Genomic DNA, 14,415 nt, shown 5'->3' on the forward strand with positions numbered 1-14,415 from the left:
AATCAACATCATGGCAAACGGTATCAAGGACAAGGTCGCCATCATCGGCATGGGCTGCTCGCGCTTCGGCGAGCGCTGGGACGTGGGTACCCACGAGCTGCTGGCCGAGGCCTTCGACGAAGCGCTGCTCGATGCCGGCATCGGGCGCAAGGAAATCGAGGCAGCTTGGTTCGGCTCCTGCCTGGACGCGGTGAACATCGGCAACTCCGCCATTCCCGCTTCGCTGGCGCTGCGGCTCGACGGCATTCCGTTCACCCGCACCGAGAACATGTGTGCCACGGGCACCGAGGCCCTGCGGGGCGCGGCCTACGCTGTTGCCTCCGGCGCCGTCGATATCGCCCTGGCGATCGGCGCGGAGAAGCTGAAGGACACCGGCTATGGCGGCCTGCCGTTCTCGTACAAGGGCACCATGAACGACCTGTGGCTGCCGCTGGGATCGGCGCCCGCGGGCTTCGCGCAGCTGGCCGACGGCTATCGCACAAAGCATGGCATTTCAAAGGAAGACCTGAAGCGCGCGCTGGCACGGGTTTCCTGGAAAAGCCACCAGAACGGCGCGCTCAGCCCGAAGGCGCACCTGCGCAAGCCGGTGTCGATGGAGCAGATCCTGGCCGCGCCGATGATCGCCGACCCGCTCGGCCTGTTCGACTGCTGCGGCGTCAGCGACGGCGCGGCGGCAGCCATCGTCACCACGCCGGAGATCGCCCGCGCGCTCGGCCGCAAGGACATGGTCACCATCAAGGCGATCCAGCTCAGCATCAGCTCGGGCATCGAGTCCACCACCAACGCCTGGGATGGCAGCCACGTACGCAATACCCGCATGGCCACCCAGCGCGCCTACGCGGAAGCCGGCATCACCGATCCGCGCAAGCAGTTGTCGCTGATTGAAGTGCACGACTGCTTCTCGATCACCGAGCTGGTCACGATGGAAGACCTGTTCATCTCCGAACCGGGCCGCGCAGTGCACGACGTGCTCGACGGCTTCTACGACCGCGATGGCAACGGCGTGCCGTGCCAGGTCGATGGCGGCCTGAAATGCTTCGGCCATCCGATCGCGGCCTCCGGCCTGCGCATGGCCTACGAAATCTACAACCAGCTGCAAGACCGGGCCGGCGAGCGCCAGCTCGCCAATCCCACCACGGGCCTGACGCACAACCTGGGCGGCGTGCCTTACCAGGGCATTGCGGCGGTGAGCATCCTGGGCCTGAACCATTAAAGCCGGCCAGTCCATTTCTTGTTCGTTTTTGGAGGAGTTTCAACCATGAGTTTGCTTCAAGGGAAAGTCATCATCGTCACCGGCGCCGGTGCGGGCGTCGGTCGCGGCATCGCTCTGGAGGCGGCGCGCCAGGGTGCCCGCGTGATCGTCAACGATCTCGGCGTCAACATGGACGGCTCCGGCGGCAGCGCCGGCCCGGCCCAGGAGACCGTCGACCTGATCAAGGCAGCAGGCGGCGAGGCCAGCGCCAACACCGACAGCGTGGCGGAATGGAGCTCGGCGCAGAAGATTGCCCAGCAGGCACTCGACCTGTACGGGCGCGTCGATGCCGTGGTCAACAATGCCGGCAACCTGCGCGACGTCATCTTCCACAAGATGAGCGAGGAAGAATTCGACGCGGTGGTACGCGTGCACCTCAAGGGCAGCTGGAACGTGTCGCGCGCGGTGGCGCCGCACTTCAAGGCGCAGGAAGGCGGCGCCTTCGTGCACATGACCTCGACATCGGGCCTGATCGGCAACTTCGGCCAGGCCAACTACGCCGCCGCCAAGCTGGGCATCGTCGGCCTGTCCAAGTCCATCGCCGTGGATATGCAGAAGTTCAATGTCCGCTCGAACTGCATCGCGCCGTTCGCCTTCACGCGCATGGTCGGCAGCATCCCGACCAACACGCCGGAGGCCGCGGAACGCATGAAGATCAACATGACGCTGGAAGCCGGCAAGATCGCGCCGTTCACGCTGGCGCTGCTGAGCAACCAGGGCAAGCAGATCACCGGGCAGGTCTTTGGCGTGCGCAACAACGAAATCTACCTGTTCTCGCAACCGCGCCCGATCCGCACCGCGCATGCCAGCGAAGGCTGGACCGTGCAGTCGTGCATCGAGCGCGCCATTCCCATGCTGCAGGGTTCCTTCTATCCGCTGGAACTGTCGCGTGACGTTTTTCCGTGGGATCCGGTCTGACCCCCATTGAGCGCCGGCCGCGATGCGGRTGCACCGTGTTGCAGCCGGCATCGGCATGCAGTGATCCAGAGCCCGACCCAAACCAGCGTCAGGCGCGGTGAATAAAAAAATGGAAATGGAGACATTCATGAAGCTGACCAAACACATGCAGTGCGCCCGGGTTGCCCTGCTGGCAGCCGGCGCGGCGCTTGCCGGAACGGCAAGCGCGCAGTCCGTGACCCTCTACGGCCTGATCGATACCAACATCGAGTACGTCAACAACCAGTCGAGCACCGGTGCGACCATACCGGCGGGCCCGGCGGCGCATCGCGTCGCCATGCTGACCGGCGGCATCGGCGGGTCGCGCTGGGGCTTGCGCGGCGTGGAGGATCTCGGCAACGGGCTCAAGGGCGTATTTGTGCTGGAAAGCGGCTYCAGTTCGGATGACGGCAAGATGGCCAACAGCGGCCGGCTGTTCGGACGGCAGGCCTACGTCGGCTTCGACAGCCCGTATGGCAAATTGACCTTCGGCCGCCAGTACACCTCCATCTTCGACGTACTGGCCAACTACCAGGCCGGCTTCTACCAGCCTCAGTACGAGCCGGTGGTGGCGTACCTGGGCCGGTACTACCGGGAGGACAACGTCGTCAAGTACGGCGCCAACTTCGGTCCGCTTGAAGTCGCCGCGCACTGGTCGTTTGGCGTCGATACCACCGTGCCCGCAACGGCAGGCGAAGTGCCGGGGAATTTCCGTTCGGGTGCTGCCTATGGCGCGGCGGCAAGCTACGCGGCCGGCGCGTTCGGCGTCGGCGTCGCCTACGATGAGGTCGACGCCGCCACGACGGCCGGCGGCCCCCCGGGCAAGGCGAAACGCGCCGCGGTGGCGGGCAAATATGCGTCAGGCCCGGTGCGCCTGGTGGCGGGCTACCGCTGGGGCCGCAGCCAGAATCCGGCGGGCGTCGAGACCCTGCGCGACAACTACTACTGGGTCGGCGGCACCTACGCCTTCACGCCGCAACTTGAATCCACGCTAGCCTATTACTACGACGACGTGCGGCAGGTCACCAATCCGGTGAACGGGGCCATGCTCGGCGACATCAAGAACCCGTGGCAGGTGATGTTCACGACGAAGTACTTCTTCACCAAGCGCACCAGCCTGTATCTCGCCACCGCCTACTCGAAGAACGCCGGCCTGAATTTCGACACCTCGGTGGGCGGCCTGGGCACCGGCTACTACCTCGGCGCCGGCAAGAACAGCCAGTTCGCCGTCACCCTCGGGATGCGGCACATCTTCTGACGACCTTCGTTTCACTTAGTGGAGAATCCAATTGAAAAAGACTTGTGCAATCGTCGGCGTCGGCATGACCCGCTTCGGCAAGTTCCCCGACCAGACGGTACGGATGCTGGCGACAAGCGCGGTCAAGGCCGCGCTTGACGACGCCGGCCTGCAGGCGCAGGACGTCGACCAGGTGTATTTCGGCAACGCCGTGGCCGGCCTTATCACCGGCCAGGAAATGATCCGCGGCCAGGCCGCGCTGCGCTTCACCGGCCTGATGGGAAAGCCGGTATTCAATGTGGAGAACGCCTGCGCAACCGGCAGCACGGCCTTCCATCTCGCGTGGAACGCGGTGCGCAGCGGCCAGGCCCAGGTGGCCCTGGTGGTGGGCGCGGAACGGATGACGCACGAGGACAAGCGCGTTTCCTTCGGCGCGCTGGCCAAGGCGGTCGACCTCGAGGAAGAAAAGCCGGCCCATGTCGGATCGGGCAGCGGCTCGATCTTCATGGACATCTACGCCGAGAAGACGCGCAAGTATATGGCCGAGACCGGCGCCACCGCTGCGGATATCGCGCAGATCGTCGTCAAGAGCCGCAAGGCCGCCTCGCTCAATCCCTACGCCCAGTTCAGGACCGAAACGACGGTCGAAGAGGTCCTGGCAAGCCGCATGATCAGCGACCCGCTGACCCTGCAGATGTGCTCGTCGATCGGCGACGGCGCCTGCGCCGTCGTGCTGTGCTCGCCCGATTACCTCAAGCGCATGACCACCGCGCGCCCGGTCTGGGTGGGCGGCTCGGTACTGGTTTCGGGCACGCCCGACGCCAGCCTCGCGCATTGCGCGGTGCGCGCGACGTACGGAGTGTATGAGCAGGCCGGCGTCGATCCGCTCGACATCCATGTGGCGGAAGTGCACGACGCCTCCGCGCCCTCAGAGCTGATGTACTACGAAAGCCTGGGGCTGTGCCGTCCCGGCGATGGCCTTGGCATGCTGCGCAGCGGCGCAACCGGGTTGAACGGCAAGATCTCCGTCAACCCGAGCGGCGGCCTGCTGAGCAAGGGCCATCCGATCGGCGCCACCGGCGTCGCGCAACTGGTCGAACTGACGCAGCAACTGCGTGGCGAAGCCGGTCCGCGCCAACGTGACAATGCCAGGCTCGCCCTGGCCGAGAACGGCGGCGGCCAGATAGGCCTGGATGGGGCGGCTGCGGTCGCCACCATCCTGCACGTCTGAGTGGTGTGAAGAGCCGCGCGCCGCGCGGCGGGCGAAGGCGCTGGTTCATGCGCCTTCGCGATGGATTTCAGATGAGAAGGAACCGAAATGGATTTTCAACCCGATCCGGGCCTCGCGTCGTTCCGGCAGGAGGTGCGCGATTTCCTGCGCGATCACTTGCCGGCCGACCTGGTGGCGCCCGTACGCAGCGGCACACGCTCGCCCAACGCGGACCTGGTGCGCTGGCAGCGCATTTTGAACCAGAAGGGCTGGGGCGCGCCCTACTGGGCCAAGGAGCACGGCGGCACCGGATGGTCGGTGCTGCAGCGGCTGGCCTTCGACGAGGAGTGCATGGCCGCCGGCRCACCGTCGCAGGATGGCGCCGCGCAGAAACTGATCGGGCCGGTGTTGAACGAATTCGCCACACCGACGCAGAAGGCCGAGCACCTGCCGCCGATCTTCAATGCGGATCGCACCTGGTGCCAGGGATTCTCCGAGCCCGGCTCGGGCTCGGACCTGGCGTCGCTGCGCACCCGCGCGGAGCGCGATGGCGATGACTATGTGATCAACGGCCAGAAGATCTGGACCAGCTATGCCCACCGGGCCGACTGGATCTTCCTGCTGGTGCGGACCAATACCGAGGTGAAAAAGCAGGCTGGCATCACCTTCCTGCTGGCCGACATGAAGACACCCGGCATCACGGTGCGGCCGATCCGCAGCATCGACGACCGCCACCACCTCAATGAAACCTTCTTCGACAACGTGCGCGTGCCCGTCGCGAATCGCATCGGAGAGGAAGGCGAAGGCTGGAAGATCACCAAGTTCCTGCTCAACAACGAACACGCGTCGGCGGCGGATCTGCCGACCCTGCGGCGCTACCTTCAAGGTGCGCGGCACCGAGCTGCAGCAGAGGATGAGCACCTTCGTGGTGGAGTCGCTCGGCGACTATGGCGCGGTGGCCTTCCCAAGCGCGCAGGAAGAAGCGGACGGCGCGCGCATGCCGGCGCAGTGGCCCGGGCGCGGACTGGCCAATGAGATGTTCTTCCGCCGGGCCTCGACCATCTACGGCGGCACCAGCGAGGTCCAGCGCGGCATTATCGCCAAGACGCTGTTCCAACTCTAAGAACCGAGCGATCATGAACTTCAATTTGCATTCCGAGCAGCAACTCCTGCAGGACAGCGTGCGCCGCTTCGTCGAAAGGAGTTACAGCTTCGAACAGCGCACCGAGCTGCTCAAGGGCGGCACCGGCTGCAGCGAGGCCCACTGGCGCACCTTTGCCGGCAATGGCTGGCTGGCGGCTGCCTTGCCGGAAGACCACGATGGCCTTGGCGGAACGGTCATCGATACCACGCTGATCTGCCACGAGCTGGGCCGGGGGCTGGTGGTGGAGCCCTATATCGGCTGCGCCGTGCTCGCTGCCCAGACGCTGGTGGCGGCCGCCCGCCCCGCGCAACTGGCCCGGCTGATGCCGCTAGTGGCGGAGGGCGGGCGCCGGTTCGCCCTGGCGTACAGCGAAGCGCAATCGGGCGGTTTTCCAGAGCCGGTTGCGCTGCGCGCCGAGCTGTGCGCCGACGGCTATGCGCTGCATGGTACCAAGACGCTGGTGCTGGGCGGCACCGTGGCGGACACCTTTATCGTGTCGGCATCGCTGGCGGGACATGCCGGGACGACCCTGTTCCTCGTGGACGCGGACAGCCCGGGCCTCGTCGTGCGCGGAATGCGGCTGCACGATGGCAGCCACGCGGCGGAACTGGTCTTCGACGGCGTCCAGGTGGGCCCGGCCGCCGTGCTCGGCGAGCCTGGCAACGGTGCGGCCGCGCTCCGGCATGGCCTGGAACACGCCACCGCTGCGTTGTGCGCCGAGCTGGTCGGCGTCATGGAAAAGGCCATCGAACTCACCGCGGATTACCTGAAGATCCGCAAGCAGTTCGGCGTGCCCATCGGCACCTTCCAGTCATTGCAGCACCGTATCGCGGACATGGCGACGGAGATGGAAGTCTCCCGCTCGATGCTGTACGCCCTGCTCGCGTCCCTCGCCAACGACGACGATGCCGCGCGCCGGCGCGCCTTGTCCCAGGCGAAGGCATTGATCGGGCGTGCCGCCAAGGCCGTGTGCGGCCAGGCCATCCAGTTGCACGGCGGCATCGGCATGACCGAGGAATACGCCGTGGGCCATTACTACAAACGTGCCGTCGTCGCCGACTTCCTGTTCGGCAGCGCCGACCGGCACGAAGCTGCCTGTGCGGCGGCATTGCAGGCGTCGCTGACGCCGGAGGAACAATAAACATGAAGACCTATGAAAAGATCACGGATCTCGCAGGCCGCATCGGCGAATGCATCGGCATCAGCGACTGGTTTGCCGTGGAGCAGGAGCGCATCAATCTGTTTGCCGATGCGACCGGCGATCACCAGTGGATCCACGTGGACCCGGAACGCGCCAAGGGCGGCCCGTTTGGCGGCCCCATCGCCCACGGATTCCTGACGCTGAGCCTGCTGCCGGTCCTTACCGCGACCGCCTACAAGATCCTGGACGCCCGCACCGGGGTGAACTATGGGCTCGACAAGGTCCGCTTTCCCGCCCCCGTGCGGGTCGGCAGCCTCGTTCGCGCGCATTTCAAGCTGCTGGCCTGGGATCCGCTTGCCGGTGGCGGCGCGCAGATGAAGGTCGAGATGACGGTCGAGTGCCAGGGCCTGGACAAGCCGGTTTGCGTCGCGGAATCGATCATGCGCCGCCTGCCCTGAACCGCCTGGCACGCCAGTGCCTGTCAGCGTGCGTCCTCCCTGGCCGCGGATGGCAAGGGAGGACGCCAACGGATTCCAACCAATATGGGGCGAAGCACTCATGAGTCAATCCACATCGACTCCGGCCTGGAGAAAACCGCTGCACTACCGCCACATCGCCACCTCCGGCTTTGCGCGCAGCGATGGACTGTTCGATATCGAAGGACAGTTGCAGGACATCAGTCCGGATGGCACCGACCTTATTTTCAAGACGGTGCCGCCGGGCACGCCTATCCATGACATGCGCATCGTGCTGACGGTGGACCGCGATCTGGTCATCCAGGCTGCGACGGCGCGCATCGAGAGCGGTCCGACCAAGTTTTGTCCCGAGATCGAGACGGCCTACGCGGCACTGCGCGGCATGCGGATCGGCCCGGGCTTCAAACGCGAGGTCAAGGCGCGTCTGGGCGGCGTGCAAGGGTGCACGCACCTGACGGAGCTGGTCAGCGTACTCGCCACTACCGCCATGCAGACCCTCTTTGCGATGCAGCGCACCGAGCGCGGCGGCCGCCGGCCTGCCGACGGGCAGAGCCCGATGCCACGGCCGTCGCTGGTCGACAGYTGCCACACCCACCGCATCGACGGCGAAGCGGTCAAGGTGCTGTGGCCGGAACACCGGCGCGCTGGCGCGCAATAACGACCTGCTGCCGCGCCGGCCGCCTTGCCGGGCGCGATGGCCTTCCGGAGTCCTTCTGAACATGGAAAAATCGATGGCTTCACGCACGCTGTACACCCATGCCGATCTGCGGCGCATATTTCATCCCCGCAGCATCGCGATCGTCGGCGCGACGCCCAACGAACGCGCCTTCGCCGGCCGCGCCATGGGTAACCTGCGCGGCTTCGGCGGGCAAAGGATGTTCGTCAATCCGAAGTACGACCGTATCGGGGAGCAAGTCTGCTATCCCTCGCTGGCCGACCTGCCCGAGACCCCGGACTGCGTCCTGATCGCCACGGCACGCGACACGGTCGAGCCGATCGTGCGCCAGTGCGGCGCGCTTGGCGTCGGCGGCGTGGTGGTGTTCGCCTCCGGGTACGCCGAGACGGGCAAGTCCGAACACGTCGAAGAGCAGCTCAGGCTGATCCGGCTGGCGCGCGAGAGCGGCGTACGGCTGCTCGGACCGAACTGCATTGGCTACGCCAGCTACGTCGACAACGCCATCGTCTCCTTTGCCGACCTGGCGCCGCGCACGACACCGCTGCCGGCGCATGCGATCGGCGTGGTGAGCCAGTCCGGCGCGCTCGCCTTCGCCATGCAGGAGGCCGTCAACCACGGTACGGCTTTCAGCCATGTGTTTTCCTGCGGTAATGCGGGGGACATCGACGTGGCGGACCAGATCTCCTTTCTCGCCGGCGATCCGCACTGCGCCGCGATTGCCTGCATCTTCGAGGGACTGTCCGACGCAAACCGCATCGTCCAGGCGGCGCAAGCCTGCGCCGACGCCGGCAAGACGCTGGTGGTCTACAAGACGGCCCGCGGCAAACTGGGGGCCGAGGCGGCACTGTCGCACACAGGCTCGATGGCAGGCTCCAACAGCGCCTATGCCGCGGCGTTCCGCCACGCGGGCGTGGTGCAGGTCGAAACGCTCGAACAACTGATTCCCACGACCGCGTTCTTTGCCAAGGCGCCACGGCCCAGCGCCGCCGGCACCGCGATCGTGTCCATCTCCGGCGGGGCAGGCATCATCGCGGCGGACGAAGCCGAGCACCATCACGTGGCCCTGCCCCAGCCCGCCGAACAGACACGTGCCGTGGTGGAGCGCTGCATCCCGGATTTCGGCGCGGCCCGCAACCCGTGCGACGTCACCGCGGAGGCAGCCAACAACTTCACCTCCTTTGTCGAATGCGGCGAAGCCATGTTCAGCGACCCGGCCTATGGCGCGGTGGTGTTGCCCTTGCCGGTCACGGGCGAGCCCAATGTCAGGCGGCTGCAACTGTTCAATGACCTGGCGGCGAGGCACGACAAGATGGCCTGCGGGCTGTGGCTGTCGGAATGGCTGGAAGGGCCAAATGCCGCGATGGCCGAGAACCTTCCCAGGCTCGCTTTGTTCCGCTCGGCGTCGGACTGCTTCGCCGCGCTGGCAGCCTGGCACGCCCGCGAGCAATGGCTGGCGCAGCGCGACGAGGAACGGCCGCCCCGCCTGACACACGAATCCGTGATTCGCGATGCGCGCGGGATGATCGAGGCCACGCCGGCCAGGGTACTGACCGAGCGGCAATCGAAGAACGTGCTGGCCTTGTATGGGGTACCGGTGGTTGGCGAACACCTGGCGACAAGCGAGGCATCAGCGATCGAGGCGGCGTCGGCCTGCGGCTATCCCGTGGTCCTCAAGGTCGAAAGCGCGGACATCCCGCACAAGTCCGAGGCAGGCGTGATCCGCATCGGTGTCACGCAGCAGGCACACCGCCTGCTCGAACAGCTGCGCGGCTATCCGTTGTTGCAGGGCTTCCGCGGCGCCCCGCCGGTCGATATCGATGGGCTCGCCAACGCCATCGTCCGGCTCTCGGAGTTTGCCGCCGACCAACGCACGGTGATCGCGGAGTTCGATGTCAATCCGCTCATCTGCAGCGCGGACGGCGTCGTCGCGGTGGACGCGCTGATTGCAAAGCCCCAGGCCAGCGCGGCCTGACACGCCGGCTACGGCCGGCTCGATGCTGCCATCAAAACAAACAAGAATGCAGGAGACAAGCATGACAATGATTCCCTTACCGGCCAGGCGCCGCCTCATCGGCCTGGCTGTCATCGGCACCCTGTACGGCCTTGGCTTGCCGGCGAGCGCTCAGACCCGGGATTATCCCGAACGGGTGATCAAGATCGTTTCGGTCACCAGCCCCGGCACCGGCCTGGACGACTACTCCCGCCTGCTGGCGAAGTTCCTTGGACAGAAGCTCGGCCAGAGTGTCGTGATCGAGAACCGGCCCGGCGCGGGCATGATCATCGGCACCGACTACGTGGCGAAAGCCGCGCCGGACGGCTACACCTTGCTCTATGCGGGCTCCGGCGCGATGGCAGCCAATCCGTTCCTGTACAAGCAGTTGCCCTACAACCCGCGCAAGGACTTCGTCCCCGTGGCGCGCATGTCCGCGTTGCCGGCCGCCATCGTGGTGCCGGGTTCTTCGCCCTTGCGCACCATCGCCGATCTGACCGCGGCCGCCAAAGCCAGGCCGGGAAGCCTGAACTACGGCACCAGCAGTTCCGGCTACCAGACGATCATGGCTGCGTTCGGGGAAGCAGCAAAGATCCGGACCGTCAACGTCCCCTACAAGACGCAAGGCAATCTGCTGACCGATGTCATGGCCGGCGTGGTCGACTACGCCGGCGTCGATGCATCCGCCGTGGCGCCGCATATCCGCTCCGGCAAGATGCGGGCGCTGGCGGTTGTCGGTCCAAACCGCGTATCGGTCCTTGGCGACGTGCCGACCATCGCGGAATCCGGCCTGCCGGAACTCACCATGATCAACTGGACGGGCCTGTTCGCGCCGGCCGGCACGCCCCCCGCGATCGTGGACCGGCTCACCCGCCTGACGCTGGAGTTCGTGAACTCGCCGGAAGCCGTCGCGCACTACGCCAGCCGCGGCAGCGCGCCGTATCCGGCCGCCGGGCCGGAGGTCAGCAAGGCGATCATGGAAGACCAGCAGATCTGGAAACGCCTGATCGCCATCGCCGGCATCCAGCCCGAATAGGCCGGCCCCCCCGCAGCGGCGAAAGCCCTTACTTGCCGAACGCCGCGACGCCAGCGACACGTTTATCAATACACGGTTTATTTTTTGACCGGTTTTGGAAGGGGTTTCCCGGGGCCACTGCGCAAGACTGACTACCAGGCCGCTCGGCATGAGCGGCCTGGTCCCTGCCGCAAGCGCATGGCTTGCTGGCCTCTCGCTGTCGTCCATTTTCGAATTAGTGTCAGGGTCTGGCCGAGCGACGACTGAACCGTTGCTCGATGACCTCCGTTCCCCATTGCGCCCCCTCCGATTCGCCGGTCAACCGAAAGCCAAATGACTCATATAGATGGCGCGCCGCATCCAGACCTTTGAACGTCCAGAGGTATGTCTCGCTAAAGCGCTCGTCAACAAATCTCATCGCGCGAGACATCAGTTGCCGTCCGATACCGGAGCCACGCAACGAATCGTCCACAATGAACCATCGCAAATGGGCTACGCCCGCGTTGTCATCCCCGTCGATTGCCAACGAGGCGAGAAATCGGCCATTTTCTGCGTAGAGCCATAGCGCCTTGCCGCTAGCCGGCAGCGCACCGGCGAACTCGGCAAGCTCCGTTGCCACCTTCTTCTCGAAAAAAAGCGCCGAAGCCCCAGTGCTCCGAGTAGAAGCGGGCGTGCAAGCTCGCGACGTCGCCAATGCAGCCAGGCTGGTAGCCTTCCAGAATCCGTGTGGGCGAGGCATCTTCGGAAGTGGCTTTGGCCGAGTTGTCCCTTGCAAGTGCGTCGGCGTACAGCGCGAGAGAGCGGACCAAGGCTTGCTGGTCGGCAGGAACCATACGTCGAAGCGCGTTGGAGACCTGATCCGTCGCGAATCGGTCGATCTTTCTCCGGAGCTTCTGCCCTGCGTCCGTCAGATACAGCTCGGACGAACGCGCATCTTCATTTGCAGTCTGGCGCTCCACAAGTCCGCTCGCCTCCAGCCTCGCGACCTGCCGGCTGGTGTTCGACTTGTCCAGGCGCAAGATATTGCCCAGATCCTTCGCATTGATGCCCGGCGTCGCCCCGATCTCGATGATCGCGTGGACAGCCGACGGAGCAAGATCACTCTCGGCCAGCGTCGTTCGCATGAAACCGAGTTCACGAACCAGTCTTCGGGAAAAGTCCCGGAGCTCCAGTATCGTAGTTTCCCGGGGCTTGGCTGGCATGTCGACAAGATCCATGACGGGCTCTCACAAGTTGCGCTTCGCAAGCAATATAGTTGCGAAACGCAACCTATGCAAGTCAGTCTTGCGGAGACGTCGAATTCCGGCAAGCACCCTTGATGGGCCGTTTTCGATTCTGCCGCGGCCGCCGACGCGTGTCGGCGGAACATCCATACTTGGCCGGGAAGGGACCTCGACCGGCCGCTACCCGGTCGTCCCTTCCCGACCCACAGGGGACGATCGGCGACACGCCGCATCCAGGTCGGCTTTCAAGCTATAACGGACGGTCGCTTGCGCCGTAGGAAAACACCGACGCTCCGTTTCATTTGTTCGTGAGCCAAGCGTCCTGAAGACGCGCCGACTCATATAGCGAAGCCGCCACTGCCTTACCCGTATTGACCATTCGACGGTGTACACCTTTTCCCATTGGGGTGCACCCTCAGCGCCTGCGCGACGCACAGGCTCTCCCGTCTATCTCACCGGGGCTGCTGTTGCTCGAAATCTCAAAGCATCAACGAGAACAGTAAATGCCGGACTCGGCTGGCGACGGCTCGGATAGTAGAGGTGGTAACCGGGCATCGGCATCGACCAGTCGGCCAATACGCGCACGAGTTTCCCAGCCGCGACATAGTCGCTCACGACGTCTTCCGGCAAGTATGCGAGGCCGAGCCCGGCCAGGGCGCTGTCCAGCTGTAGCGTGATCGTGTTGAACGACAACTCGCTACCCGGCCGTACTTTCAGCTCGTTCCCTTTCTTTACGAACGGCCACGACCAGACGCCGCCGGAACTCGGCAGGCGCAGGGAAATGCAGCGATGCCCCATCAGGTGGTCCGGGGTCGTGGGTGTGCCATACCGTTGGAGATACGTTGGCGCGCCGACCACGCACTGTTCGAAGTCTGGGCCAATGCGCACGGCAACCATGTCTTGCGCTACCTGCACGCCAAGACGAATACCCGCATCAAACCGCTCCGCCACGATGTCAACCAGCCTGTAATCGTTGATGACCTCCACGCTGATATCGGGGTATTCAGGCAGCAGCTTTGCCAACGTCGGCACCAGGATTTTTTGCGAAGCGTGCTCGACAGATGTTATCCGCAGGCTCCCGGCTGGTTTGTCCCGCAGCGCGTTCAGATCGGCAAGGCCAGAGGCAATACCTTCGAAGTGAGGCGTGATCGATCTGAGCAGCCGTTCGCCTGCCTCGGTCGTGGAGACGCTGCGAGTCGTGCGCGTCAGAAGCTGGACGCCCAATCTCTGTTCGAGAGACGTCATCTTCGCGCTTAATGCAGGCTGCGAGATCCCCAGTTGCGCCGCCGCTCGCGTAAAGCTCTTTTTCGAAGCCACCGTGAGGAACGCGGCAAGGTCATCCAGGCTCACCTTCATATTTATAACCCCTTCCTATAACAGCAAGAGGATTGTGCCATCTAATCGTATGAGTTTCACGGTGATAGATTGACAGTACGCAGCCGGCGGAACGCACATCCGCAAAAACCACGAGGCATGACCATGCTTGTTAGTGACGAAGACGCTGGACTACCGCAGCAGCCACCGCATCGTCTCAGTCTCCGAAGCGACAGCCGGCGCACCTTCGTAAAGCACGCGATTGCACTGGGCGCGGTCGCAGCCGCCGAACTCACCCTCGGTATTGGCAGGGCATATTCCCAACGCAAACATGACACTCAACCCACACAAGGACAAGGTATGAAACAGCGCACGTTAGGAGGACTGCAGGTCTCGGAAATCGGCGCAGGCTGCATGACTTTCGCTGGCAACTACAATGCCCCCGTCCCGAAAAACGAAGCTCTAAAGACAATCCGAACGGCTTTCGAGCATGGCGTCACATTCTTCGATACCGCCGAGGTCTACGGACCGTACCTGAGCGAGGAATTCGTTGGCGAAGCGGTTGCGCCGTTCCGTGACAAGGTGCAGATCGCCACCAAATTTGGCTTTGCTATTGACGGAACGATTGCGCTGAACAGCTGCCCGGAGCATATCCGCAAAGTGGTTGAGGAGTCTCTGAAACGCCTGCGAACCGATCGCATCGATCTGTATTACCAGCACCGCGTCGATCCGAGTGTCCCGATCGAGGATGTCGCCGGAGCGATCAAGGACCTGATCAGCCAGGGAAAGATTCTGCATTTC

General features: G+C 64.6%; 11 protein-coding genes and 2 pseudogenes. 11 read left to right on the forward strand and 2 right to left on the reverse strand.

Annotated elements, in window-relative coordinates:
* Positions 1 to 10: 10 nt before the first annotated feature.
* From AC1DKD_RS21720 to AC1DKD_RS21765, 10 genes and pseudogenes are all read left to right on the forward strand, one after another.
* The gene (locus AC1DKD_RS21720) at positions 11 to 1,213 is read left to right on the forward strand and encodes an acetyl-CoA acetyltransferase (RefSeq protein ID WP_441629547.1); all 1,203 of its coding nucleotides are present in this window, start codon (positions 11 to 13) and stop codon (positions 1,211 to 1,213) included.
* A 45-nt stretch (positions 1,214 to 1,258) separates the two neighbouring features.
* Positions 1,259 to 2,170 carry an SDR family NAD(P)-dependent oxidoreductase gene (locus tag AC1DKD_RS21725; RefSeq protein ID WP_477103716.1) on the forward strand — a complete coding sequence of 304 codons (912 nt, stop codon included), beginning with the start codon at positions 1,259 to 1,261 and terminating at the stop codon, positions 2,168 to 2,170.
* 127 nt (positions 2,171 to 2,297) lie between these two features.
* Positions 2,298 to 3,446 (forward strand): porin, encoded by a 1,149-nt coding sequence (locus AC1DKD_RS21730; protein ID WP_477143695.1) that lies wholly within the window; start codon positions 2,298 to 2,300, stop codon positions 3,444 to 3,446.
* 31 nt (positions 3,447 to 3,477) lie between these two features.
* Positions 3,478 to 4,656, forward strand: coding sequence for a thiolase family protein (locus AC1DKD_RS21735; protein ID WP_441629544.1), 1,179 nt, complete (start codon positions 3,478 to 3,480; stop codon positions 4,654 to 4,656).
* Between the two features lie 87 nt (positions 4,657 to 4,743).
* Positions 4,744 to 5,758: pseudogene (locus tag AC1DKD_RS21740) on the forward strand (acyl-CoA dehydrogenase family protein).
* Between the two features lie 13 nt (positions 5,759 to 5,771).
* Entirely contained in the window at positions 5,772 to 6,920 is a 1,149-nt protein-coding gene (locus AC1DKD_RS21745; protein WP_477111799.1) for an acyl-CoA dehydrogenase family protein, read from the forward strand.
* Between the two features lie 2 nt (positions 6,921 to 6,922).
* The gene (locus tag AC1DKD_RS21750; RefSeq protein ID WP_441629541.1) at positions 6,923 to 7,378 is read left to right on the forward strand and encodes a MaoC family dehydratase; all 456 of its coding nucleotides are present in this window, start codon (positions 6,923 to 6,925) and stop codon (positions 7,376 to 7,378) included.
* A gap of 100 nt (positions 7,379 to 7,478) precedes the next feature.
* A complete protein-coding gene (locus AC1DKD_RS21755) occupies positions 7,479 to 8,054 on the forward strand; it encodes a DUF2889 domain-containing protein (RefSeq protein WP_477111798.1) in 576 nt (191 codons plus the stop codon).
* Between the two features lie 73 nt (positions 8,055 to 8,127).
* A complete protein-coding gene (locus AC1DKD_RS21760) occupies positions 8,128 to 10,044 on the forward strand; it encodes an acetate--CoA ligase family protein (RefSeq protein ID WP_477143696.1) in 1,917 nt (638 codons plus the stop codon).
* Between the two features lie 61 nt (positions 10,045 to 10,105).
* A complete protein-coding gene (locus AC1DKD_RS21765; RefSeq protein ID WP_441629538.1) occupies positions 10,106 to 11,098 on the forward strand; it encodes a Bug family tripartite tricarboxylate transporter substrate binding protein in 993 nt (330 codons plus the stop codon).
* A 220-nt stretch (positions 11,099 to 11,318) separates the two neighbouring features.
* Here AC1DKD_RS21765 and AC1DKD_RS21770 read toward each other — a convergent pair.
* Together AC1DKD_RS21770 and AC1DKD_RS21775 are read right to left on the reverse strand one after the other, a co-directional pair.
* A pseudogene (locus tag AC1DKD_RS21770) lies at positions 11,319 to 12,294 on the reverse strand (GNAT family N-acetyltransferase).
* A gap of 453 nt (positions 12,295 to 12,747) precedes the next feature.
* The gene (locus AC1DKD_RS21775) at positions 12,748 to 13,656 is read right to left on the reverse strand and encodes a LysR family transcriptional regulator (protein WP_441629536.1); all 909 of its coding nucleotides are present in this window, start codon (positions 13,654 to 13,656) and stop codon (positions 12,748 to 12,750) included.
* Positions 13,657 to 13,974: 318 nt separating this feature from the next.
* On the opposite strand from AC1DKD_RS21775, the gene AC1DKD_RS21780 reads away from it, so the two are divergent.
* On the forward strand, positions 13,975 to 14,415 hold a 441-nt coding region (locus AC1DKD_RS21780), incomplete at its 3' end, for an aldo/keto reductase (RefSeq protein ID WP_477143697.1).

The sequence above is a fragment of the Cupriavidus sp. 05T313 genome, from assembly GCF_056396665.1.

Coding starts and splice junctions, on each gene's coding strand:
- AC1DKD_RS21720 (WP_441629547.1), top strand. CDS start 11: ATGGCAAACGGTATCAAGGACAAGGTCGCCATCATCGGCATGGGCTGC.
- AC1DKD_RS21725 (WP_477103716.1), top strand. CDS start 1,259: ATGAGTTTGCTTCAAGGGAAAGTCATCATCGTCACCGGCGCCGGTGCG.
- AC1DKD_RS21745 (WP_477111799.1), top strand. CDS start 5,772: ATGAACTTCAATTTGCATTCCGAGCAGCAACTCCTGCAGGACAGCGTG.
- AC1DKD_RS21750 (WP_441629541.1), top strand. CDS start 6,923: ATGAAGACCTATGAAAAGATCACGGATCTCGCAGGCCGCATCGGCGAA.
- AC1DKD_RS21760 (WP_477143696.1), top strand. CDS start 8,128: ATGGCTTCACGCACGCTGTACACCCATGCCGATCTGCGGCGCATATTT.
- AC1DKD_RS21765 (WP_441629538.1), top strand. CDS start 10,106: ATGACAATGATTCCCTTACCGGCCAGGCGCCGCCTCATCGGCCTGGCT.
- AC1DKD_RS21775 (WP_441629536.1), bottom strand. CDS start 13,656: ATGAAGGTGAGCCTGGATGACCTTGCCGCGTTCCTCACGGTGGCTTCG.